This window comes from Micromonospora sp. CPCC 205539, assembly GCF_036906815.1.
Classification (GTDB): domain Bacteria; phylum Actinomycetota; class Actinomycetes; order Mycobacteriales; family Micromonosporaceae; genus Micromonospora.
On the sequence record NZ_JBAKHW010000051.1, the window covers coordinates 14,714 to 38,115 of the forward strand.

20 protein-coding genes are annotated in these 23,402 nt (G+C 68.7%); 12 read left to right on the forward strand and 8 right to left on the reverse strand.

What is annotated here, in order from left to right; genetic code table 11:
* Positions 1–66: 66 nt before the first annotated feature.
* The 5 genes from V6V47_RS29025 (at position 67) to V6V47_RS29050 (ending at position 7,422) form a co-directional block, all read left to right on the forward strand.
* A complete protein-coding gene (locus V6V47_RS29025; RefSeq protein ID WP_442934322.1) occupies positions 67–2,472 on the forward strand; it encodes a phosphoketolase family protein in 2,406 nt (801 codons plus the stop codon).
* Between the two features lie 38 nt (positions 2,473–2,510).
* Positions 2,511–3,512 carry an Acg family FMN-binding oxidoreductase gene (locus V6V47_RS29030; protein ID WP_334631609.1) on the forward strand — a complete coding sequence of 334 codons (1,002 nt, stop codon included), beginning with the start codon at positions 2,511–2,513 and terminating at the stop codon, positions 3,510–3,512.
* Between the two features lie 63 nt (positions 3,513–3,575).
* Positions 3,576–6,248 carry a cation-translocating P-type ATPase gene (locus tag V6V47_RS29035; RefSeq protein ID WP_334631610.1) on the forward strand — a complete coding sequence of 891 codons (2,673 nt, stop codon included), beginning with the start codon at positions 3,576–3,578 and terminating at the stop codon, positions 6,246–6,248.
* 40 nt (positions 6,249–6,288) lie between these two features.
* Complete coding sequence (locus tag V6V47_RS29040; RefSeq protein WP_334631612.1) at positions 6,289–6,621, forward strand: cupin domain-containing protein; 333 nt, start codon at positions 6,289–6,291, stop codon at positions 6,619–6,621.
* Positions 6,622–6,792: 171 nt separating this feature from the next.
* Positions 6,793–7,422, forward strand: a complete 630-nt coding sequence (locus tag V6V47_RS29050) for a universal stress protein (RefSeq protein WP_442934323.1) — start codon at positions 6,793–6,795, stop codon at positions 7,420–7,422.
* A 436-nt stretch (positions 7,423–7,858) separates the two neighbouring features.
* Here V6V47_RS29050 and V6V47_RS29055 read toward each other — a convergent pair whose 3' ends face one another.
* Positions 7,859–8,182 carry a putative quinol monooxygenase gene (locus tag V6V47_RS29055; protein WP_334631614.1) on the reverse strand — a complete coding sequence of 108 codons (324 nt, stop codon included), beginning with the start codon at positions 8,180–8,182 and terminating at the stop codon, positions 7,859–7,861.
* Between the two features lie 143 nt (positions 8,183–8,325).
* On the opposite strand from V6V47_RS29055, the gene V6V47_RS29060 reads away from it, so the two are divergent.
* Entirely contained in the window at positions 8,326–9,186 is an 861-nt protein-coding gene (locus tag V6V47_RS29060; RefSeq protein ID WP_334631615.1) for a helix-turn-helix transcriptional regulator, read from the forward strand.
* A gap of 336 nt (positions 9,187–9,522) precedes the next feature.
* Here the strand turns inward: V6V47_RS29060 and V6V47_RS29065 are convergent, their stop codons facing one another.
* Positions 9,523–9,957 (reverse strand): hypothetical protein, encoded by a 435-nt coding sequence (locus V6V47_RS29065; RefSeq protein WP_334631617.1) that lies wholly within the window; start codon positions 9,955–9,957, stop codon positions 9,523–9,525.
* A 256-nt stretch (positions 9,958–10,213) separates the two neighbouring features.
* Between V6V47_RS29065 and V6V47_RS29070 the strand changes: the two genes are divergently transcribed.
* Positions 10,214–10,573, forward strand: a complete 360-nt coding sequence (locus V6V47_RS29070) for a VOC family protein (protein ID WP_334631618.1) — start codon at positions 10,214–10,216, stop codon at positions 10,571–10,573.
* Between the two features lie 467 nt (positions 10,574–11,040).
* On the opposite strand, the gene V6V47_RS29075 is transcribed toward V6V47_RS29070, so the two are convergent.
* Positions 11,041–12,495, reverse strand: a complete 1,455-nt coding sequence (locus V6V47_RS29075) for a cryptochrome/photolyase family protein (protein WP_334631619.1) — start codon at positions 12,493–12,495, stop codon at positions 11,041–11,043.
* A gap of 158 nt (positions 12,496–12,653) precedes the next feature.
* On the opposite strand from V6V47_RS29075, the gene V6V47_RS29080 reads away from it, so the two are divergent.
* Positions 12,654–13,355: a hypothetical protein gene (locus V6V47_RS29080; protein ID WP_334631620.1), complete on the forward strand. Its 702-nt coding sequence runs from the start codon at positions 12,654–12,656 to the stop codon at positions 13,353–13,355.
* A gap of 227 nt (positions 13,356–13,582) precedes the next feature.
* Here the strand turns inward: V6V47_RS29080 and V6V47_RS29085 are convergent, their stop codons facing one another.
* Entirely contained in the window at positions 13,583–14,143 is a 561-nt protein-coding gene (locus V6V47_RS29085) for a TetR/AcrR family transcriptional regulator (protein ID WP_334631622.1), read from the reverse strand.
* An 89-nt stretch (positions 14,144–14,232) separates the two neighbouring features.
* Here V6V47_RS29085 and V6V47_RS29090 point away from each other — a divergent pair, with 89 nt between their 5' ends.
* Both V6V47_RS29090 and V6V47_RS29095 read left to right on the forward strand, forming a co-directional pair.
* Entirely contained in the window at positions 14,233–15,249 is a 1,017-nt protein-coding gene (locus V6V47_RS29090; protein ID WP_334631623.1) for an NADP-dependent oxidoreductase, read from the forward strand.
* Positions 15,250–15,279: 30 nt separating this feature from the next.
* On the forward strand, positions 15,280–15,699 hold the full coding sequence (locus V6V47_RS29095; RefSeq protein WP_334631624.1) for a nuclear transport factor 2 family protein: 420 nt from the start codon (positions 15,280–15,282) through the stop codon (positions 15,697–15,699).
* Between the two features lie 4 nt (positions 15,700–15,703).
* On the opposite strand, the gene V6V47_RS29100 is transcribed toward V6V47_RS29095, so the two are convergent.
* Entirely contained in the window at positions 15,704–15,892 is a 189-nt protein-coding gene (locus V6V47_RS29100) for a hypothetical protein (protein WP_334631626.1), read from the reverse strand.
* Between the two features lie 288 nt (positions 15,893–16,180).
* On the opposite strand from V6V47_RS29100, the gene V6V47_RS29105 reads away from it, so the two are divergent.
* On the forward strand, positions 16,181–19,702 hold the full coding sequence (locus tag V6V47_RS29105; protein ID WP_334631627.1) for a phosphodiester glycosidase family protein: 3,522 nt from the start codon (positions 16,181–16,183) through the stop codon (positions 19,700–19,702).
* A 216-nt stretch (positions 19,703–19,918) separates the two neighbouring features.
* Here V6V47_RS29105 and V6V47_RS29110 read toward each other — a convergent pair whose 3' ends face one another.
* The gene (locus V6V47_RS29110; RefSeq protein WP_334631628.1) at positions 19,919–20,191 is read right to left on the reverse strand and encodes a hypothetical protein; all 273 of its coding nucleotides are present in this window, start codon (positions 20,189–20,191) and stop codon (positions 19,919–19,921) included.
* A 314-nt stretch (positions 20,192–20,505) separates the two neighbouring features.
* Here V6V47_RS29110 and V6V47_RS29115 point away from each other — a divergent pair, with 314 nt between their 5' ends.
* Positions 20,506–20,937 carry a hypothetical protein gene (locus V6V47_RS29115; RefSeq protein WP_334631629.1) on the forward strand — a complete coding sequence of 144 codons (432 nt, stop codon included), beginning with the start codon at positions 20,506–20,508 and terminating at the stop codon, positions 20,935–20,937.
* 36 nt (positions 20,938–20,973) lie between these two features.
* On the opposite strand, the gene V6V47_RS29120 is transcribed toward V6V47_RS29115, so the two are convergent.
* The gene (locus tag V6V47_RS29120; protein ID WP_334631631.1) at positions 20,974–21,480 is read right to left on the reverse strand and encodes a hypothetical protein; all 507 of its coding nucleotides are present in this window, start codon (positions 21,478–21,480) and stop codon (positions 20,974–20,976) included.
* A gap of 162 nt (positions 21,481–21,642) precedes the next feature.
* A complete protein-coding gene (locus tag V6V47_RS29125; protein ID WP_334631633.1) occupies positions 21,643–23,109 on the reverse strand; it encodes a hypothetical protein in 1,467 nt (488 codons plus the stop codon).
* Positions 23,110–23,402: the final 293 nt, after the last annotated feature.

Genomic DNA, 23,402 nt, shown 5'->3' on the forward strand with positions numbered 1-23,402 from the left:
CAGACCATCGTCATGCACGCGTGTACGGCACTATTTCCGCTACCGGTAGGAAAGGCGGCGGTCCTGATGGCCGCGACCCGCACCCCACCTCTGGACACCGCATCCATGCTCCACGTGGCGGCGGGCGAGCCGTTGGGTTCCGACGAGCTGCAACGCATCAACGCGTACTGGCGGGCGGCGAACTATTTGTCGGTCGGGCAGATCTACTTGATGGGTGACCCGCTGCTGCGCGAGCCGCTGCAACCGGCGCAGGTCAAGCCGCGGCTGCTCGGGCACTGGGGCACCACCCCTGGCCTGAACCTGCTCTACGCCCATCTGTCACGGATCATCGCCGCGTGCGGCCGGGAGGTCATCTACGTGACCGGGCCGGGCCATGGTGGTCCCGGACTGGTCGCGAACACCTGGTTGGAAGGCACCTACTCCGAGATCTACCCGCGGATATCGCAGGACGCGGTCGGCATGCAGCGCCTGTTCACCCAGTTCTCCTTCCCCGGCGGCGTGCCGTCCCATGTCGCGCCGGAGACGCCCGGATCGATTCACGAGGGCGGCGAGTTGGGTTACTCGCTGTCGCATGCCTACGGCGCGGCCCTGGACAATCCTGACCTGGTCGTGGCGTGTGTCATCGGCGACGGTGAGGCCGAGACCGGCCCGCTGGCCGCGTCGTGGCACTCGAACAAGTTCCTCGACCCGGTCGGTGACGGTGCCGTGTTGCCGATCCTGCACCTCAACGGCTACAAGATCGCCAACCCGACCGTCCTGGCCCGCATCGGCGACGACGAACTCAGCAACCTTCTCGAGGGGTACGGCCACAAGCCCTACCTCGTCGCCGGCGACGACCCCACCACCGTCCACCAGCTCCTCGCCGCCACCCTCGACGTCGCCTTCGACGAGATCACCGAGATTCAACGGGCCGCCCGCGAGGACGGGGTCACCGACCGGCCCCGCTGGCCGATGATCGTGCTGCGTACCCCCAAGGGGTGGACCGGCCCGCAGATCGTCGACGGTCTGCAGGTGGAGGGAACGTGGCGCGCCCACCAGGTCCCGCTGACGGCGGCCCGCGACGACGCCGCCCACCTCGACGCCCTCACCGCGTGGATGCGTTCCTACCGGCCGGAGGAGCTGTTCGACGTCGACGGCACGCCGCAGTCCTGGGTCGTCGACTGGCTGCCCCGAGGTGAGTTGCGCATGTCGGCGAACCCGCACACCAACGGCGGCCGGTTCCCCCGAGACCTTGAGCTGCCCGACTTCCGTGACTACGCCGTCAAGGCCGGCGAGATCGCCGAGGCGACGCGGGTGCTGGGCGGTTGGTTGCGCGACGTGATGGCAGCCAACGTGAAGTACCGGAACTTTCGCCTCGTCGGCCCGGACGAGACCGAATCGAACCGGCTCGGCGCCGTCCTCGACACCACCGGCAAGGCGTGGCAGGCCCGAGTCGATGACGTGGACCAGCACTTGGACCGGCACGGCCGCGTCATGGAGATCCTCTCCGAGACCACCTGCCAGGGCTGGCTGGAGGGATACCTGCTCACCGGCCGCCACGGGCTGTTCTCCTGCTACGAGGCGTTCATCCACATCGTCGACTCGATGTTCAACCAGCACGCCAAATGGCTCAAGACCACCCGCCACCTCGGCTGGCGCAAACCCGTTCCGTCACTGAACTACCTGCTCACCTCTCACGTCTGGCGCCAGGACCACAACGGCACCTCTCACCAGGACCCCGGCTTCATCGACCACGTCGTCAACAAGAAGGCGGAAGTCGTCCGGGTCTACCTGCCACCGGACGCCAACACCCTGCTCTCGGTGGCCGATCACTGCCTGCGCAGCCGCGACTACGTCAACGTCATCGTCGCCGGGAAGCAACCCGCCCCCACCTGGCTCGACATGGACGATGCGGCGCTGCACTGCGCCCGCGGCCTCGGCATCTGGGACTGGGCGAGCAACGACGACGGCGACCCCGACGTGGTCCTCGCCGCCGCCGGAGACGTACCGACCTACGAGATCCTCGCCGCGACCGACCTGCTTCGCCACCACCTGCCCGACCTCAAGGTGCGGGTGGTCAACGTCGTCGACCTGATGCGCCTACAGCCCGACTCCGAGCACCCGCACGGCTTGCCGGACCCGGAGTTCGACGCCATCTTCACCACCGACCGGCCGGTCATCTTGGCCTACCACGGCTACCCGTGGCTGATCCACCGGCTGACCTACCGGCGCACCAACCACCACAACCTGCACGTGCGCGGCTACAAGGAGGAGGGCACTACAACGACACCGTTCGACATGCTCGTCGTCAACGACATGGATCGTTTCCACCTCGTCATGGACGTCATCGACCGGGTTCCCGGCCTCGGCCGCAAGGCAGCCGTCCTGCGCCAGCAGATGGTCGACAAGCGCGCCGAGCACCGCGCCTACGTGCGGCGTACCGGTGAGGACCTGCCCGAGATCCGCGACTGGGTGTGGCCACGCACCCCATGACCGGTCGGACGTTCAATCATTCAGAAGGAGCTTCGACCGTGAGCACTGACGCTTCCATCCGAGCCGCCGACACCCGCGCCGAGGCCCGTGCGCTGTTCGCCGCCGCCGCAGCGGCGGGGCACGCCCCTTCGATCCACAACACGCAGCCCTGGCGGTGGCGTGTGACCAGCAACGAGCTGCACCTCTACCTCGATCACAGCCGGGGCCTCGAGATCACCGACCCCGACTCCCGCCTCGCCGTCCTGAGTTGCGGTGCCGCGCTGCACCATGCTCTGGTCAGCCTCGCCGCAGCCGGCTGGCACACGCTCGTCACCCGATTGCCCAACCCCGCGCACCCCGACCACCTCGCGCAGGTGCGCGTCGACCATCGAATCCCGGTAACCCCGGCTGCGGTACGCCATCTGCAAACCATCGCTCTACGGCACACCGACCGCAGGCCCGTCGTAAGTGACCCGATCGCTGCCGACAGGCTGCACTCCATCGTCACGGCCGTCGAATCCGCCGGCGCTCACCTACACCTGCTTCAACCCGCCCAGGTGTACGACCTTGCCACCGCCGTCGATCACGCCCAGCGCACCGAGGCCGACGAGGTCGCCTGGCAGGCCGAGCTCGCCTACTGGACCGGCGGCACCCGGCCCCTGGGCACCGGCATTCCGGACTCCGCCATCGGTGATCGCACTACACAGACGACCGTGCCCGGTCGCGACTTCGGCCACCAGGGCGACCTGCCCATCTCCGAGGCGCACGAAAACGCCGCCACCTTCGCGATTCTCTACGGGCTTGAGGACGGCAAGCTCGACTGGCTCCGCGCCGGCGAGACGCTCTCTGCCGCCTGGCTCACCGCCACCGAACTCGGAGTATCCGTCCTGCCGTTGAGCGCCACGATCGAAGTGGCCGTCACCCGTGAGCACCTGCGGCGCCTGCTGGCCGACCTCGGTCACCCGCAGCTCGTGCTGCGCTTCACTACGGCGGACCCGGCCGGCACCGCCGCTCCGCACACTCCGCGAATCCCTGCCGAACAGGTCATCGAGCGGGCCTGACCAGCCGTCGCGCACCACCGGCCTCGCGAGGCTGTCCCACGATCGAAAAGGCGGCGAACCACAATGACCGTATCCAGGACACAGGTCGTACCGGATGTGGGCTTGGAGCTCTGGTCGAACGGTGAACTGCGCCCCGCCTCGGCCGATGCCGGTGGCCTGTCGTCGGGCGAGGCCGCAGCGCGGTTGGCGCGTGACGGCGGCAACGTGTTGCCGACGCCGCAACCCACACCGCTGTGGCGAAGGATCGTCACGCAGGTGCGCGACCCGCTGGTGCTGGTCCTGCTCGCCGCGGCAGGGTTCACCCTGGCGACCGCCGACTTCACCGACGCGGCTGTCATCCTGCTGGTCATCGCCGTCAACACCACCGTCGGCGTGCTCCAGGAGATCAAGGCGGAGCGGGCCATCACCGCCCTGTCCGCCCTGTCCGCCCCGGCCGCCCGGGTGGTCCGCGACGGCAGGCAACGCGAGGTTCCCGCTGCGGACCTCGTCACGGACGATCTGCTGATCCTGGCCGAAGGCGACGTCGTACCCGCGGACGCCCGCCTCGTGGAGTCGGTCGCGCTGCTCGTCGACGAGGCGGCGCTGACCGGAGAGTCCGCGCCCGTCGACAAGTTCCTCGCCGACACCGGCGCGGACTCGGCTTCTTCAGCGGTCGTGTCGGCTGGCACGGTCGTCATCCGGGGCCGCGGACGTGCCGTCATCACCGCGACCGGCGCGGACAGTGCGATGGGCCGCATCGCCGCCATGATGGTCGCCAGTCCCGGCCTGACGCCCCTGCAGCGTCGCCTGGCCGGCGTGGGCCGTCAGCTCGCTGTCGGCGCGCTGCTGCTCTGCGGGCTGGTCCTGGCCCTCGGCCTGGTGCGCGGACAACCGTTGCAGCTGATGATCGTCACCGCGATCAGCCTGGTGGTCGCCGCCGTACCGGAGTCACTGCCGGCAGTGGTCACCCTCAGCCTGGCCCTGGGCGCACGCCGGATGACCTCCCGCCACGCCGTGATCCGCAGGCTGCCGGCGGTGGAGACCCTCGGATCGGTGACGATCCTGGCCACCGACAAAACAGGCACCCTCACCGAAGGCACCATGGTCGTCCGGCAGCTGTGGACCCCATACGGAGATGCCTCGGTCAGCGGGTTCGGCTTCGCCCCGGACGGGCAGATCCACCGAGACGGCGAGAACATCGTCGCCGGCGACCAGGCTCCCGACCTCCTCGAGCTGATGCGGGCGGCCGTGCTCTGCAGCGATGCGTCGCTGCGAGCGCCCAGCCCCGACAACGACGACTGGTTGGCCGTCGGTGATCCAACGGAGGCGGCGCTACTGACCGCCGGCGGCAAGATCGGCATTGACGTCGACGCGCTGCACCAGGCGTCGCCCCGACGCGGTGAGGTGCCGTTCGACAGCGACCGCAAACGGATGAGCACGGTTCATCAGTTGGCCGACGGCCGCGTACGGGTCATCTGCAAGGGTGCCCCGGAGTCGTTGCTGCAGCCGGCGATCATCACCGAGCACCCCGACGTGCTGCGTCAGGCCACCGACCGCGCTGACACTCTCGCCCGCGAGGGATACCGGGTCCTCGCCGTGGCCCAGGCCGAACGCGACGCGGTGCCCGGCGACGCCGCAGGCTACGAGCACGGCCTGCGACTACTGGGCCTCGTGGCGATCCTCGACCCGCCACGCGCATCCGCCCCAACCACCATCGCCGCATGCCGCGACGCCGGCATCATCCCGGTCCTCATCACCGGCGATCACCCCGCCACCGCCACCGCGATCGCGACCGAACTCCGCATCATCGACGCCGGCGAGACGGCGGTCGACTGTCGTACCACCGATCCCGGCCCGGCAGCCACCCGCGGCGTGCGGGTCTTCGCCCGCGCCACCCCGCAGCAGAAGGTGGCCATCATCGACGCCCTGCGCGCCGCCGGCGAGGTCGTCGCGATGACCGGCGACGGCGTCAACGACGGCCCCGCACTACACCGGGCCGACATCGGCGTGGCCATGGGCAAGCGCGGCACCGAAGTCGCCCGCCAAGCCGCCGACCTGGTCCTCGCCGACGACGAACTCGCCACCGTCGTCGCCGCCGCGCAGGAGGGCCGCCGCGTCTATGCCAACATCCGCCGGTTTCTGCTCTACGCCCTGTCCGGCGGCGCCGCCGAGATCGCCGTGATGCTCGTCGGGCCGTTCGTCGGCCTGCCCCTGCCGCTGCTCCCGGCCCAGATCCTCTGGATCAACCTACTCACCCACGGCCTGCCCGGCCTCGCAATGGGCAGCGAGCCCGCCGACCCCGACGGGATGCGCAGGCCCCCGCGGCCGCCGGCTGAAACCGTCCTCGGCGCCGGGCTGTGGCAACGCGTGCTGCGCGTCGCGGCGGTCATCGCCACCGTCACCATCGGCGTCGGCCTGTGGGCGCACACTACCGACCGTCCGTGGCAGACCCTGACGTTCCTCGCCCTGGGCCTCACCCAACTCGCCGTGGCTCTGGGATCACGCGTCCGCCCCGGCACCACGGCAAATCCCATGCTGTTCGCCGCCGTCGGCGTCGCCCTGCTGCTGCAACTCGCCGCCATCTACGCCCCACCGCTGCGTCAGCTGCTCGGCACCGAACCGGTCACCGCAACCGACCTGCTGATCGTGACGGCCGTGTCCGCCTTGGGCTACGCCGCCATCCGCCTCGACCGCCGCATCCACTCGACCCCGCCACCACCAGCGGAGGCTGGTAGGCCCATCCCGGAGTCGACCTGAGCTGGCCGGGCGGCTTACGACGAGACTGACAGGAGCTGTCATGCAGAAGATCTCCCTGACTGCACGGGCCCGCCAGCAGCTCACGCTTGTGCACAGCACCTTCTGCGGCCGCAGCAGCTCCACCGTTTACGGCGGCCACGAGCACCAACTCCGCCAGACGATGATCGCGCTGACCGCCGGCCAGATGCTCAGCGAACACGAGAACCCCGGCGAGGCCACGGTCCACGTCCTGCACGGCCGGGTCCGGCTCGGCGCTGGCGAGACGTCCTGGGACGGCGTATCTGGCGACCTGCTGATCGTCCCGGATCACCGGCACACGCTGGAAGCGCTCGAAGACGCCACGGTGCTGCTCACTGTCGCTAAGCGCCCCTGACCGGCCCGCTTCACCGCCCATCCCACCGCCGTGGCGCAGGGCCCACCGACCATTCATTAGCGTCCACCGGAGGCACACCATGACCGGCCTACCCATCCTTGTCGGAGTCGACGGGTCTGACTGCAGCCTCGTCGCGGTTGACCCGCCACCGACCGAGCAGACACCGACGAGGTGCCGGTGACCGGCGAGGTATTGGCCGGGAACCCGACCACCGTCCTGATCCGCGAATCAGCCGACGCGGATCTCCTCGTGCTCGGCCACCGAGGCCGGGGCGGCTTTCCCGAGCTGCTGCTCGGCTCGGTCGCGGTGACGGTGGCCGCGCACGCCGCCTGCCCTGTCCTGGTCACACGCGGCACCCCGACGACCGGAGGTGAGGTCCTGATCGGTGTGGACGGCTCGCCGGGCAACCACGCCGCCATCGGTTTCGCATTCCACGAGGCCGCGCTTCGCAAGGCTGACCTGCGGGCTCTGCACAGTCGCCAAGAATCGTCTCGCACCGGCCACGCTTCACCGCTCGCGAGCGACCCCGGGTCCGAGCAGGTCCTGACCGAAGCGCTGTCGGGCTGGTCGCAGAAGTACCCACAGGTGCTCGTCCGGCGGCAACTGGCGACCGGCCGAGCGGCGCACGCCCTCGTCACCGCCAGCGACCGCGCCCAACTCGTCGTCCTCGGGGCCCGCGGACGCGCCAGGCTTCGTGGTCGGCGCCTCGGCTCGGTCAGCCACGCAGTCCTGCACCACGCGGCCTGCCCGGTCTCGATCGTGCATGACGGATCGCGAGAACAGGGGACCGCGACGACGTAGACACGTTCCCACCGTCGCCATCGTCGACGCAGCACCTCAATCGCAGTGACGGGGCGGCAACATGCCCCCGGTTGTCCTCATCTCCCAATGCCGGCACGATCGCGAGAATAGCTACCGCAGCGACGTGGCCGTTTCAAGCTTCCTTGAACAGCTTTTCGTGAGCCGGCTCCAACTCGTCCGGGGGTCCGACCTCGGCCCGGATCGTTTCGGCGGCCGCGACGACCGACACGTCGTCGGTCACGTCAAGCTGTACGAATCGGGCGCCGAGTCGGGCGGCGGCGTCCTCACCCCGCTCGGCGTTTCGGGCGCCAATCCAGACGGTCTGGCCGGCCTCGATAGACGGCGTGCGATTTCGTAGCCGAGGCCTCGGTTGGCACCGCTAACGAGCGTGGTAGTCACGTGAATGGGTTCCTTTCGACGGCGGCGCGGGCCGGCACTACTGGACGGGGCGGAACGGGCGCAGCAGGGTGATTCCGTCCTCGATGGAACCGTCGATCAATTCGAGCATCTGCGGCACGAGTTCTTGCATACGGGGGGCGCCGAGGTGCGCGTCAAGGTACTCACGGTTCTCCCAGCGTTCGTAGATGACGAAGGCGCCAGGCTGGCCCTCCACCTCGTGGGCCTCGTAGTCGATGTTGCCGGCGTCGTTACGGGAGGGGGTTACGGCGGACGTAATGAAAGCCTTCAGGTCGGCTTCCTTCCCAGCCTTGGCCCGGGTCTGCCAGATGACGGTCACGTAGCCGTTGGGCGTTGCGGTCATGTTGATGTTCCTCTCTCGGTGGTGCTTCCAGCCTGCCGCCCGCCAGCATCCGTAGCCAGGTAAAGACCGTGCTACCCATCCTGGCCCAGCCTGAGATGGCCCATACCAGGCAAAATTCGTGCGCCATGGGCAAAATGAGAGCAATGACCTCCGTACCGCTCTCTCTCGGTGAGATGCTCCGCAGCCGGCGCGAGCACCTCACGCCCGCCGACGTCGGGCTGGAGTCCTTCGGCCGGCGGCGCACGGCTGGGCTACGGCGCGAAGAGCTCGCGCAGCTTGCCGGCGTGAGCGTCGACTACATAACGCGGCTCGAGCAGGGACGCGCCCGCACCCCTTCCCAGCAGATAGTTGCCGCGCTGGCCCGGGCCCTGCAGCTGAGCCGCACCGAGACGGCACTGCTTCACCGCGCCGCCGGCCTGACTCCACCAGCATCGGGAACCGTCTCGCACCACATCCCAGCCGGGGTACAGCGGATGCTCGTCCGCATGTCGGACCTGCCGCTGGCTGTGTTCGCCGCCGACTGGACCCAGCTCGCCTCGACGCCGCTGTGGCAGGCGCTGTTCCAGACCCCTTCCGTTGCGGCCGACCCGAACCAGAACCTCCTTGTCCAAGCGTTCATCGACAAAAGCATCAGCGAGGTCGCGACCGCCCACGGCGGCCCGGACGCGTTCGAGCGCGCACTGGTCAACGACCTGCGCCGTTCCGCCGCCGACTACCGCGACGATCCCCGGTTCCGGGCGTTTGTCGCCGACCTTCGAAGGCGCAGCCCCCGGTTTGCCGCACTGTGGGACGAGGGGCGGGCAGCCGTTCATCAGAGCATGGTGAAGACCGTGCATAATTCGTTGGTGGGTGACATCGTGCTCGACTGCGATGTCGTCGTCGTTCCGGCCTCCGACATCAAGGTCGTCATCTACTCGACGGCACAGCGAGGAACGGACGCGGAGAAGCTCGAGTTTCTCCGTCTGAGCGCCGTGCAGGCGATGCAGCGAACGCTGGGTCCGTGATCATTGCGGAACGCATCCTGAGCGAACGCCCGCAGATTGCCTGGCGAATGCCCACGACCCCTCCCGGCTTCCTAACATCTGAGTGCCGAATCGCTGGAGAAGGCACCTCGGCGATCGCCTGAAGCGTGTAGCCGCGTTTGTATAGCTGCGCGCACAGAAGATTCAGCGCCTCACCAGCAGCCCGGTCGCGAGGGGCGTCGGCGACGCGTAGCTGCAGCTCAATGAGCTGGTCGGCGTCCGCGTTGGGCACCAGATTACGCAGCGTGGCAGATCTGGCGTACCCAACGCCGTCGGACTCCAGGGGCGGATCTGCCAACCGTCTCGACGGCGCAGTTCCTAACTGAGCTTGTTGCGGAGCTGTTGGTGGAGCTGGCCGGCGGTATTGACCACCGCAACGAAGTCGAACACCTCAATTTGGTCGACGTCGAAGCTGCCGGTGACGATCGGCGGCGGCGCGTAGGCATAAATTTGGCCTGCGTCCAGGTGAAGCCCGCGCCGGTGGTGGGCGGCCATAGCGAGGCTGGCCAGAAGGTACCTGTCCTGGCCGGCCTCGGTGTCGAGTTCGGCCGTGAGGTCGGTACGGGTGTTCCACCCCCGTACAAGGTGTCCTTCGAAGCTGTCGAGGAACCACCATGCCCCGTCCGCAGACTCAAGGAACACATCGCCGAACAGCGAGGTAAAGCGCGGAGCCTTACCGTCGAGATCAAGCCAACTCCATGACTCCAACGCCCGAGCGTATCGCTGCTCGCTGAACTGCTTGGTGAGTTCCACCGTGCCATTGGATCATGTACCCGCTCACGTGACCCCCGTGGCACAGCAGCGGTGGCAGTAGCCGACGCATCTGGCCAGCCGGCGCTGCATCCGCATCTGCCGTGAGTTGCGCTACGGAACGTCAGTGCGTTCGGTTGGGTTCGCGTCCGGCCGATGGGTGCGGTCGGTGTCGTCGACGCCGCGAACCCACCCACCCGGGTACCTGCCAGAGTGGTTCATGCCCTTGAGCGCGTACCACCTCAGAACCTCGGTCGCCGTGTCCGACATTCAGAAGGCCGTGGCCTTTTACGAAGGCGCGCTGGGTCTGCGGGCGTTGCGGTCCGGCCCGAGCGCCACCATCGCCGACGGCAGCCGTGTCTATGGCTCCGGTGGCGGGCCGGCGTTGAACGTGTACCAGTCGGTCACTGCCGGCAAGTCCCCGGCGACGCTGGGGACGTGGTACGTCGACGACATCGATCAGGTTGTCGAGGAGCTCTCCTCGTCCGGCGTCGAGTTCGTTCGCTACGAGCAGCTCGAGCACGACGACATGGGGATCACCGCGCGGGCCGGAGGTGGACGTATCGCGTGGTTCCAAGACCCGGACGGCAACACCTTCGCTCTCGAAGCCGACGTGTGACCTCATGACTCGCGATCTGGTCCGTCACCACCAGGCCGTGCCGCCCGGACCGCCGTACGGGTCCGCCAGGTGGACGTCCCACCACCACCGCCAGTGCCGCTGAACGATCGCGGCGGTACACGGGTGCTCGCTGACGGGCGCACCCTCGCCGTGGACCGACCGCTGGGCACCGCCACCTTCTACGGGCCGCCACTCGCACCCGATTCGCTGGGCCGTCCCTACCTCGCACCGGTGGCGACCACCGTCAACCGGTGGGTCGGTCGCGAGGCGTTCCAGAGCGGTTCGTTCGGCCGGTGCCTTTGCGGCGATGGTCCCTGACCTGCGCGCCGTGGCCGCGGTTATCGGTTGGGCCATGGCCACGTTCGTCGGGTTCCTGGCCAACCCATCATCCGCCGTCGCTTCCGCCGAGGCTGCTGAGGGGCGATCGGCAGGGGTGAACGAAAGCCGGGCTGGCAGGGGTGATCAGATTACGGCGCGGTGCTTGCTCGCTTTGCCTCCTGCGCGGCAATCGCATCGAGTCGGTCTTTGTCAGTGACGTCGGAGGTTACGTGCTCCAGCAAGCGCGCGTCCCCGCCCAGCCGTGCACGATTGCGTTGGTAGAAGGCCGCAATTCCCGCGGTATAGGGGCAGGCGCCTTCGCCTAGGTCTCTGACTGGGTCGTAACAACAGTTGCCGCAGTAGTCACTGCCGTCGTCGATCTGAACGCCGCTCACCGCGTAGGGGCGTGTGTCAATGCGGGCGAGGTCGGCGTACTGGCTCATGCCGATCACCGTCGCGTTCATCACCCAATCAGCGCCGTCGACGAAGGCTCGCTGGAACCAGTCCGCCAACTCCGCCGGCCGCCATCCGCGTTGCAGGCCATAGTTTCCGAGCAGAAGCAACCGCTGTGCGTGGTGGGCCCACGCACGGTCACGGACGGCTCCCAGTGCGTCGGACATACAGTGCGCCTGCAGTGCGTCAGCTTCGAGATTGAGGAACCAGTCCGGAATCGGTTCGTTGGCGATCAACCAGTTCGGGCTTCGGTAGGCCGGGTCGAAGTACCAGTACAGCTGCCACAGAAACTCGCGCCAACCTAGCAGCTGTCGGACGAAGGACGCGACTGCGGCGGGAGGCACGTTGCCTGTGCGTCCGGCTGCCTCCGCAGCGCGGACTGCTGGTGCCGGGTCCAACAACCCAAGGTTGAACGACGACGAAAGTTGGCTGTGCGCCAGCACGTGGTCCTGCGTGCTCATTGGCACCTGGCGTGTATAGCCGGCCAAGCGATGACGAAGAAAGTGTTGCAGGCGGGCGTCGGCCTCGGCGTGCGTGGCGGGGTAGCGCCGAGGGCCGTCCCGCCCGATGAACCGGATCCCCTCGGCGGTCCACCGATCGAGATCTCGGCGCACCTCTGCGTCGATGTCGTCTTCTTCGATTTCCGGCACCGGTGGGATCCGCCGGTCAGACGGCGGGGGTGCCGGCCGGTTGGCAGACGGCGGTGGTGCATCGAGCGTACCGAGCAGCACGTCGTGCCGGCGCCGAGCGTCCCGGTAGAACGCCGCCATCCTCAATGGTCCGCGCCGGTTACCGTCGGCCCATTGCGCGAACTCGTCGAACGAGGTCATGAAGCCGCGCGGAGGTAGGATTGACAGGCCCTCGACGCTGCGGGCGAAGCGCAACGCCGCCCGCGACGGGGGATGGCACACCTCGATCGCACCTGTCACCTGAGAGAGCGCCTGCCGGAAGGTTTCGGTGCGCAACAGCAGCGCGCGCTCGCCGAGTTCCGCAGCGCGGTGTCGAATGGCAGAGAGAATGAGATGCGCCTTCTGCCGATGCAGGGGACGCTGACGGAACAGCGCCTTCGCCTCGACGAGTAGCACCGGCTGGTCGTCGTCGACAAAGTGTGGACCGAGCTGATCGGCTAGCAACCATCGACGAGGCGACATTCCTCTATCCTGCCAAGCTTCGTGCGCGGGTTACGACGCGGGGTGCGACGGGGTCCCTCAGCGTCGCAGATGCCGGTGCAGTGACCGGTGCAGGCAGGGCCGGATGCGGCCGCCGAGGCCCAGCCGGGACGCCACCGGCGACGCCGACCACCGCCGCCGTGCCGCCGCCAGATGCCACTGCGGCCGCCGCCGGCACGTCCACCGCGACCACCGTGAGTTGTCCCGACCCGGGACCGGCCCCGCGCTCGGACACCGCGCTGGACCCGACGGCAGCCACCTACCTTGGGCGGGACGGCGCGGACAGCGCCAACGCGGTCGACATCACCGCCGGGTGTGAGATCGTGGTCGGCGGCCGGTTCACCGGTCTCTCCGGCGGCACCGCCACCACGCTGGGCAAGGGCGGCGCCGGTGCGGTGCTGCGGCTGGATCCCACCGGCCGCAAGCTGCTCGGCACCACCCGGCTCGCCGGTGTGGTGGAGGACCTGGAGGTACGGCTCGGTGACCTCTGCGCGGACAGCCGCGTCGACCGGATCGCGCCGGGCCGCGACGGCCGTCTCTACCTGGCCGGGGAGACCGCAGGCGGGAACACCATCTTCAACCGGTCCGCCACCGATCCGTCCCGGCCGGCACCGAACCTGGTGATCGACTCGTTTACCGAGGCATCCAACACGTCGAACGCGCACCTCGCCTACCTGGCCCGGTTCGACCCGGCCACCGGCCGACAACTCGCCGGGCAGACGCTGCTGGCCCGGATCGACACCAAGGGCGACCAGGGCAACACCATCGGCCGATGCTCACCCCACGAGGTGAGCGCGAACCCCACGAGGGCGGGTAGCGGCGTGTCGGCCAGGGGCACATGAGACAACGCTGTCCTGACGTCGGTCGGGGTGCGCTCCAGCAGTGGTAGCAGCCCTACCAGTTGGTCCCCGGCCGGGTGGACCAACCCGTTGGCAGAGCTCGGGATTAAGTCCTCGAACATGGATGAGAACCATGACTCGCCTTGATGCCGGTCGGCCGGGTCGTCGTGTTGTCGGCTGCCTTGCAAGCGCCCGTCAGGCATCACCGACCGTGCCGCACCGATTGAAGATCAAGTTAGCGCTGGCTTGTCCGTCAGGATCGCGCTGGTGATGATGGCGAAGAGGTGGTCGACGCGGGATGCGAGTGCGGGTTGGTCGCCGACCCATGCGAGTGCTCCGCCCAAGGCGTAAAGGTCGATGCCGTCGATGTCGGTCCGCGCGGCACCTTCGGCCTGGGCGCGGGTGAGCATTCGCGCGCCGGCGGCTTTCATCGTGACGCACGAGGCGTGCAGCGCAGATTCCGGATCGTCGATGGCGGCAACCATCGACGCTATGGCGCCTCGGTAGGTGTACGCGCACGCGACAAAGTCGCGGAGCCACGCGACGAGGGCGTCACCGGCCGGACCCGCCGTCTCGAGTTCAGCCGCTCTGGTCGTGAGCTCGTCGAAGCCCGTTCGGAGCAGGGCTTCGAGCAGAGTTTCGCGAGTGGGGAAGTGCCGTTGCAGCGTGCCCAGACCCACGCCGGCGCGGCGGGCGATGTCGCGTAGCGACGCGTCGGCACCTTCCTCGGTCACGACCACGCGTGCGACCGCGAGCAGCCGGTCGTAGTTCTTCTGAGCATCGGCCCGCACGAGCCCTCCCTTGCAAAGTGGGTCAGTGACCCGTATATTCGGGTCACTGACCCGATTAGGGTATCCCTCCTGCGTCGTGAAGGAAAGCCATGTCAACGAACACCATGAAGGCGATCCGGCTGCACCAACATGGCACCCCCGAAGTGCTGCGTTACGAGGACGCCCCCATCCCCACGCCGACATCGGGCGAAGTGCTCATCCGGGTCCACGCGGTCGGAATCAACCCGCCCGACTGGTATCTACGGGAGGGGATGACCAACCTGCCTCCCGAGACGCGGCCGACGTTCCACTTCCCGGTGATTCCGGGCACGGACGTCTCGGGCGTCGTCGAGACTGTCGCCGACGATGTGACCGATTTCGCCGTCGGTGACGAGGTCTTCGGCATGCTGCGCTTCCCCAGCTTCGACGGCGCCGCCTACGCCGAGTACGTCACCGCGCCCGCAACGGACCTCGCCCGTAAGCCGGCCGGCATCGATCATCTGCACGCCGCAGGAGCACCGATGGCCGGGCTCACCGCCTGGCAGTTCCTGATCGACCTCGGACACGACCACCCGTCGCCCTTCCAGACGGCCCGGCACCGCCCGGTCCCCCTCGGCCCCGGAACCACGGTGCTTGTCAACGGCGCCGCGGGCGGCGTGGGCCACTTCGGGCTGCAGCTGGCCAAGCAGAAGGGCGCGCACGTCATCGCAGTCGCCTCGGGCAAGCACGAGTCTTTCCTGCGCGAGCTCGGCGCGGACGAGTTCATCGACTACACCATCAGCCGACCCGAAGAGGTCGTAGGCGACGTTGACCTGATCCTCGACACCGTAGGCGGCAACGGAAGCCATCGTTTCCTGAGCAGCCTCAAGCGGGGAGGCGCGCTGTTCCCGGTCTTCTTCGGCGAGTTCGACCCCGACGAGGTCGCGAACCTGGGCGTCACAGTCTCGGGCACTCAAGTGCGCTCGAGCGGGCGGCAGCTCTCCGAGCTCGGCCGCCTCCTCGACGCCGGTACCGTGCGCGTCGCGATCGACAGCTCGTTCCCTCTCGCGCAGGCGGGGGAGGCACACGAACGAGCCGCGCGTGGTCACCTCCAAGGCAAGATCGTGCTCACCGTGGCGCGCTCCTAGTCCCTTCTCAGACCAACGAAACGAGACGCATTGAACGCAACCGCAGCGGAGCTGCTCGGCGTTCACCAGACGCTGTCGCGCTACGCCCTCGCCCTCGACCAACAGGACCTGGTGGCGTTGGAGAGCCTCCTGACCGAGGAGGCCACCTGGACGTTCGTGATCGCTGGTAGGGCCAACCTCGGCCCGTTCAGCGGCCGCACCACGATCCTCGACTTCGCGCAGGCCGCGATGAGCACACAGAGCGACCAGCGCAGACACCACCTCACCAATGTCACCCTGCGCAGCGCAGATGCCAACGCGGCAGTAGCGCAGGCGTACCTGATGCTGACTTCAAACGCTGGCGGAAGACCGAATCTCATCGCGACAGGTCTCTACACCTTCACGCTCCGACGCATCGACGACGAGTGGCGCATAGCGGAACTCGTCCTGGGCATGGACAACGCCGAGTAACCGGCTATCCGGTCTGGTACTCGCTCGGCGCTGTCCGCCGGGCGAGTACTGCACCGCCCGGAGTGAGCAAGGAGAAGACCGCACCCGCCCGGACATCGAGGTCGATGCCATCGAGTACGCGCATCCAGGGCAGCAGCCGTACGACCGTCTTGGTGTGCAGCCCGACGGCGAACAGTTCCTGGATGCGGATCACGCGGTCGACGGCTCGCTCGGGACCGTCCCGGTGGCCGCCGGAAGGGCGCTCGGCCGTGAGCAGACCTGCTGCTCGTAGTAGCGCAACGACCGTTCACTCACGCCGGTCCGCCGGGCCAGCTCCGATCCGCATCCACACCCTCCGCAATGCCGGCCCTGTGCTGCATGAGCCAGGGCACGCGTTGTCCCAGGCGGCCGGCCGCACCCGAATCGTGATCCAGGCAACGCCGAAGGTCGAGTTCGCCGGGCGTTTGCCTGGTGGACGTGGGCTGCGCCTAGCGTCCGCCTCATGTCGCACCACCCTTCGCACCTGCGCTTATCCGGCCTGGCCCGGCTACTGACCGCGTTCGCCGTGGTGGCCGCGCCGGTCGCCGTGGCACCCGCGGCGATCGCCGGCGCCCACCCACTCCACTCCGTCAGCGTCTCGCCCGCAGCGGTGGAACACGACGATGAGGCCGGGCAACGGCCGCCGAGCGGCCCGGTCGTACCCGCGCCGCCGGACGACGGCGCCCAACCCGCCACCGCCGCCGCGCCGGACGCCGGCGACGAGATGCTCCGGGTGGGCCACAGCACCCAGGAGATCGCGCCGAAGGTATCGGTCACCCGCGACCGCAGCTACGACAGCCTCGGGTTCGTCGACAGCTTCCTGCTCAGCACGGACCTCGACGGGCCTACCAAGCCGACGCTGCTCAGCAGCAGCGTCAGTGGGGCGACCGTACCGACGAAGCTCGCGAACGACGCGCACGCCGTCGCCGCCACCAACGGCGACTTCTTCGCCATCAACGAGACCAACGCGCCGATCGGTGGCGTCGTCAAGGACGGCGAACTGCTCAAGGCCGACAAGGCGGGCAACAGCGCTGTCGGTCTCGACGCTGACGGCGTCGGCCAGATCGCGAAGCTGTTCCTGGAGGGCACGGCGACCGTCGGCGGCCGTACGTTCGACCTCGGCGGGCTCAACAGCAACGGCGTCCCGGCCAACTCTGCCGCGCTCTACACCCCGGCGTGGGGGCCGGGCGATCGTGGCTACGTCACGACCAGCGGCTCCGTTGTCGAACTCGTGGTGACGAACGGGCAGATCAGCGAGGTCCGACGCGCCAAGACCGCCACCGCGGTGCCGAGCAACGGGTACGTGATCCTCGCCGACGGCAGCCTCGCCGACGAACTCGCCGGCACGGCGATCGGTACGTCGGTGACGGTCGACTACCACGCCCGGTCCGACGCGCCCAGCCCGTACTCACTGGCACTCGGCGCCCACGAGCTGCTTGTGCGCGGCGGCGCGGTGCAGTTCATCGACCCGGGTGACGCGAACAACGTCTCGCTCAAGCCGCGCACCGCCATCGGTTGGACCGCCGACCGTAAGCTGCTGCTCTACGTCGTCGACGGCAGCTCCAGCCGCTCCCGCGGCGTGACGGTGCTCGACCTGGCCAACCGGATGAAGGTCGCCGGCGCCGTCGACGCGGTGATGCTCGATGGTGGCGGTTCGACCCAGTTGGTGAGCCGTCAGCCCGGAGACTCCGGCGTCGGTGTCACCAACGCCCCCTCCGACGGTGCGGAGCGGCCCGTCCCCAACGGCGTCGGCCTGGTTCCACCGAAGGGGTCCGGCACGTTGCACGGCATCGACGTGCGGCTGCGTTCCGATCGGGTTTTTCCAGGTTTGTCCCGAGACGTCTCGGCAGCCGGCTACGACGAGACGTACGGCGCGGCGAAGCTTCCCGACGTACGCTGGCGGTCGGTGCCGGCGAGCCTGGTCAAGTCCGACGCACAGCATGTTCTGCGTGGCTCGCGCAGCGGCACCGGTGAACTCGTCGCCCAGTCTGGGCGGGTACGGCAGGGGGTCACGCTGCGCGTCCTCGGTGCCCTCGACCGGGTCGAGGCCGACGTGCAGTCGTTGGCGCTCTCCGGCGGCGACTACCGGGACGTGACCGTGACGGGAGTCGACGCCGAGGGATTCCGGGCGCCGATCGAACCACGTGATGTCACGTTGGCCTACGACACCGCCGTGCTCGACGTCAGCGCCCGGCCCGACGGCACCCTACGGATCGCCGGCCGAGCCAACGCCGACGGCAAGGGCACGATCGTCACGGCTACCGTGCAGGGCCACGTGCTGCGGGTCCCGGTGACCGTCGGCCTAGCCGACCAGTCGATCTCCTCGTTCGCTGACCTTGCGCAGTGGTCCGCGCTCGCCGTCAAGGCGACCGCCAGCGTCTCCTCGGTCGACACCAGTGGCCGTCCGGGCGCGACCAGCGGTGAGAAGGGCCTACGGCTCAGCTACGACTTCACCAACCAGCCGGCGGGCACCAGCGCCGCGTACGCGGTCGCGAACTCCCCGCTGGTGCTGCCGGCGGGGACCCAGCGGCTAGCCCTCTGGGTCAACGGCGACGGCCACAAGCACTGGCTGCGGGCGACAATGGCCGCGCAGGGCTCGACCAACGTGCCGTTCACGTTCGCCACCGAGGTCGACTGGACCGGCTGGAAGCGGATCGAGGGGCTGATCCCGAGCGGATTCAGCGCGCCGATCACGCTCAGCCGCCTCTACCTGGTCGAGACGGATGCCACCAGGCGGGACTCCGGTCAGCTCGACTTCGCCCTGCTCGACGCGCGCGTCGGTGTGGCGCTGAACCTCCCGGATGTGCCCGACCAGCCGGACCCGGCGGTGCTGGAGCAGGCTGGCGGGCAGGCTCAGGCCAGCAAGAAGTCGTGGAAATTCGCGGTCCTGTCCGATACACACGTCAACGCCGACGGTGGCACCAGCTCGTACGGCTACACCCAGACCGCCCGCGCCCTGGACGAGATCGTCGCCGCGAAGCCCGACTTCGTGCTGCTCTCGGGCGACGGAGTGGACAGCAACCGGCCGGCGGACTTCGCGCTCTTCCAGCAGCTGCTCGACGAGCACCTGCCGAAGAGCATCCCGTTCTATTGGGCCGTGGGCAACCACGAGTCGGGCACCAGCACGACCGGCACGCTGGACCAGTTCACCGCCTCCACTGGCCGCCCGACCCGTCAGGTCTTCGACCACGACGGCACCCGGTTCATCCTGCTCAACAGCACACTCGGCTCGCTGCGACTCTCTGACTGGTCACAGGTGCCGTGGCTACAGCAGCAGTTGGCGGCGGCAAAGGCGGACCGCTCGGTCTCCTCGGTGATCGTCGCCGAACACCATCCCGTGCTGGACCCGACGGGCACCGGTGCGTCGCAGCTCGCTGACCCTTACGAGGCACAGTTGCTGGAGAAGTGGCTGGCAGACTTCCGTGCCACGTCGGGTAAGCAGGTCGCGCTCGTTACCGGGCACGCGCACACCGCGCATGTCCGCCGGGCAGATGGCGTGCTCGAGTTCAATGCACCGGTCGTCGGTAAGGTGCCCTACGGCGACGCCGGTCACGGTGGCTTCGCGGCCTGGTCGTTGGTCACGGTCGACCCGAACCAGGCGAAGATCAACCCAGCGAAGCCGGACCCGAGTGGCTTTGGCTGGTTCCGCGCGGACGTCCGGCCGGTGCTCACCCGGGTCGCGCTGGACGTCCCCGCCGTGATCAAGTCTGGCGCCAGCGCAGTGGTGACCGCGAGCGCGATCGACGAGAACCAGGCCAACCGGGTCGTTCCGATGCGCTACCCGATGTCGGTCACCTGGACCGGCGACCGGGCGCTGGCGATCGTCGAGGACGACCGGGCACTCGCGGAGGCACGCCGGGACCACCGGCTGGTCGCGGTGTTTGACCGGCGTACGGGCACCCTCACCGGGCTGCGCAAGGGCAGCGGGCGGCTCACCGTGCAGGCCGGCGCGATGACCGCCACCGCTGCCGTGAACGTGAGCTGATTCGGGCCACCGGTTGTCGCCCAGGCCCCGCCGAGCCCAGACTCGGCGGGGCCTGCCAACCCGGGTAGTCGAGCTGACTTGGCATGACCACCAGCAGGCTCGCTGTGCTGGTCTAGTGCTGTGACCACTAACGTTCACCGGGTTGTCGGTGGTGTTGTGGTTCCTCGCCCGAACGTTGTCGGGGCGAGCGACTCCCCACTGGTGGTAGGGCGGGCCTCAGGGCACCACGACGACGGTCACCGGTGGGCCGCTATCCCCGCCGGCATACGTAGCGTTGCCGCCGCTCAACCCGACCTGCTCACCCGGGTCTTTGCTGTCGACGATGAAGGTTACCGAGCCGGTCGGCAGGGGAGCCCTGTCGGTTATTCCCGTGACCGCAGCCGTCACGGTCACCAGGTCGCCCGACTCGACGTGTGATGCCGACACCTGCAGTTTGATCGTCGCCTCAACGGTGCCTGCCATCGCTGCTGCCGGCACCGAGGCGACCACGTCGACCCTTGCCGGGTGGGGCGAGCCCGACAACGATGACTGCTGGCAATACGGCCATCAGGACCCGGTCCACCCGCACCACATCACGGCTCACCTTCATTCCGGCCCACCTCTCCGTCCGACCGCACCGCCATGACAGCACGTAGCCGCTGAGGAGCAGACTGTCAGGGAGGTGGGCCATCGCCGAAGGGTCAAGTGGGCAGTCCTGTGTGGAAGACTGGCGCGCCCGGCTGACCAGCCGGGAGGGGCGGACCTGCTGCGGCCAACGAGCCTATGCGGCTGCCGGCATGGCCAGGCGGGTTTACCCTGCCGGTATGACGGACGTCGTGGTACCGAGTGCGGGGATGGTGATCAGCATCCGGACGCGACGAGACGTCGTCGTTATGGATCCGGACCGGTTCATGGCCGCGGCACGGCAGGCGCTGCGCGACCGCCACCCGGGTCTGACGGATGCGGAGGTGGCCGAGGCGGTCAGTGACGTCTACGACGCCGTGCACGCCCTGCTCGATCGGGACGGAACGCTCGCCGCCGACGCCGTGGACGGCGAGCTGGTTGGTGTGGGTGGGCGTCGGCCTGGGGTGCGGGTGAGCGGCCGGCCGGATGGCCTCTCGCCGGCAGGTTGGCTGCAGGAGGTGGTGCTCGAGGACGCTCAGCCCCTGCAGGACTACGGCTGTTTCCCTCCGGAGGACCCCTTCGCGGTGTCCCGTGCCCGGGACGGCGCGGAATCCTCACCACGGCCCGAGTGACTGCGCGCGGCCTAGGTAATTTCCACGTGTTCGGGCTCAGGCCGCTCTCCACCGCTTCTTCTCGTCCGTCGCCGTCGTGGTGCACACCATCGGCTTGCCTGTCTTGGTCACCCCACGCGCCCCCTGCTTTGAGCAAAACGCTCCGGGGTGCACGACCGGCAGGGCAGGAGGTTTCGGCTTCGCCGTACTCGGCTTCGGTGTCGGCTTGGTGGTGGTTGTCTTCGGTTTTGGTTTGCTCGTGGTGGGTTTCGCGGCGGGACGCTGCGTCGGCTTGCTGCTGGTTCGCTGGGGTCCCGGCGTCGACTGAGCGGCCGGTGCTGGCGTAGTCGACGTCTCGACTGAGGCCGCCGTGGTCGGGGCATCGTCGGGTGGTGTGTCTGTCGGGTCGGCGGCAGCGCTTTGCGTGGATGCGTTCGCCTGCGGAGTGCTTCCGGTGTCGCTGTCGGCGCCGCAGGCGACGCCGCCGATCCAGAGTACGAATGCGGTGGTGATGATCGCGGCGGCGGTCCTGCCGCTGAGTTTTCTCGGTTGGTAGACGGCCATCCACGGAGTGTGGTGGTGGCCGGTGGGTGCGGGTAGCGGGTGTTCAGGCGGTGCGTGGTGCCTGCTCGGATGCCCCCCGTTTGGGGGTCAGCCGAGTGTCAGCCAAGCGACTGATAATGATCGAATTGCTCCACCCCGTCGCTCGTGCTGGCATCGGTGCGGTCAGACGTCGGCGAGGGTGAGTAGTCGTTCCATCTCGGCCACGGGAAGCGTCGGCGCCGCGGCCGCCGCCTGCGCTACCCATTTGCTTGCATCGGCGAGGAGGGCGCGCCGGGCGTGGGTCGGTAGGTTCGGATGTCCGGCGACGGCGTGGCGGACTGCGGGGTCGGGGTCGTTGGCGAGGCGTTCGGCCAGCTCGACGGGCAGGTCCGGGTCTCGGGGTGCCAGGCACCGCATCCCCGGATCCGGGTCGGTGGCCCACCGGCGCAGGGTTTCTGGCGGGAACGTGAACAGGTCAGCGGGGCGCCAGTGCGTCTTCTTGTCCGGGCGGAACTCACGGTCGATGCGTTCGGCTGTGGTCAGGTCGACCAGGTGCGGGGCGAGAGTGGCCATGGTCGTACGGACGCCGCTGTCGTCATCGTTGAGCAGGCGGATGATCGTGTCTGGTGGTAGTTGTCGGCTTCGTGCCGCGGAGCGTCGAAAGCAGATGTACGGCGAGGACACGTGCGGCAGCGGGTCGGCGGTGACCCAGTCGAGGCGCAGATACCGCAGTTCGCTGATGGCCAGGTGGTCCTCGACCTGCTGCAGGAACGCATCGTCGTCGAGTTCGTCGTGGAGCGGGTTGGTCAGCGGGCGCTCGCCCTGGGAGATGTTGTCGTAGATGCGGTGACGTCCTGGCTCAGGTGTGTCCTGGCGACCGAAGACACCAACGCGCACGGTGGCGCTGGGATCCTCGGCGAGTAGGTCGCGCACTGGTGGGGGAAGGTGCGGGTGTTCGGCGAGCTGCCGACGAACCTGGTGGTCGGGGTCGCCGGCTAGGCGTGCGGCCAGTTCTGGGGTCAAGACTGCGTGGCGTACGGCTCCGGCGCGGGTAACCGGATCGGCGAGCAGGTCCGCCACGAGGTCGGGCGGCGGGACCGGATGCGGCGACCGCGCGTAGTAGGTCGAGCAGGCGGCGGCCCGGACCTCGTCAGCGGGGTCGGTGAGCAGGCTCCGGCGGACTGCCTCGGGGGCCTGCGTCCACCACCGCGCGAGCGTGGACCGGACGTTCGGGTCGGGGTCGTTGGCGAGGCGGGCGAGGAGATCGGCTGGCACGTCGTCGTGTTCGGCGAGGTACCGCCGCACCTGCGTGTCCGGATCGTCGACAAGTCGTTCGTACAACTCGCGGGGCGCGTGGTGGACGCGTGCGGCCACGGCAGCCCGGACGCCGGCATCGGCGTGAGCGGCCAGGCGCATCCGGACGGCGTTCGGCAACTGAGGGTTGAGTGCGAGCGAGTGCAGCAGCCAGTGATGACCCGAGGCGAGGATCTCCTCGACCACGTCCAGGGGCAGGTCCGCGCGGGTGGCGACGTGACCGAAGCCGCGTCGGTAGCGCACCAACCGGCGGATCAGCCCGGCCGGCAGCGCCGGGTTCTCGGCGAGCCCGTCCAGTACCTTCGTCAGGTGGACCGGTGTCGGCGCCTCAGCCATTCGCCGCCCTCCTCGAAGCCGTTGCGATTCGGGAGTCTCCCAGGTGCCAACCCATGGCTGGGCCAGTCGCGGTGCTGTACGTCGGGCACCGGCTTCCGTCCACACCGGTCGCCCGCTCGTGCGCACATGGCACCCCTCTGTGTCAAGAGACGGCGAGGAGTGGTGTTCTAGGCTGGGGGTTGGCGGGTCCGGGAAGTGACTTTTCCGAAGTGTCGACCTTGGGGGTTGGGTCGGCCGCGCTGGATTGAAGAGTCGCCCCCACGTGTCCTCCCGGGCCCGTCTTGACCTTCTTG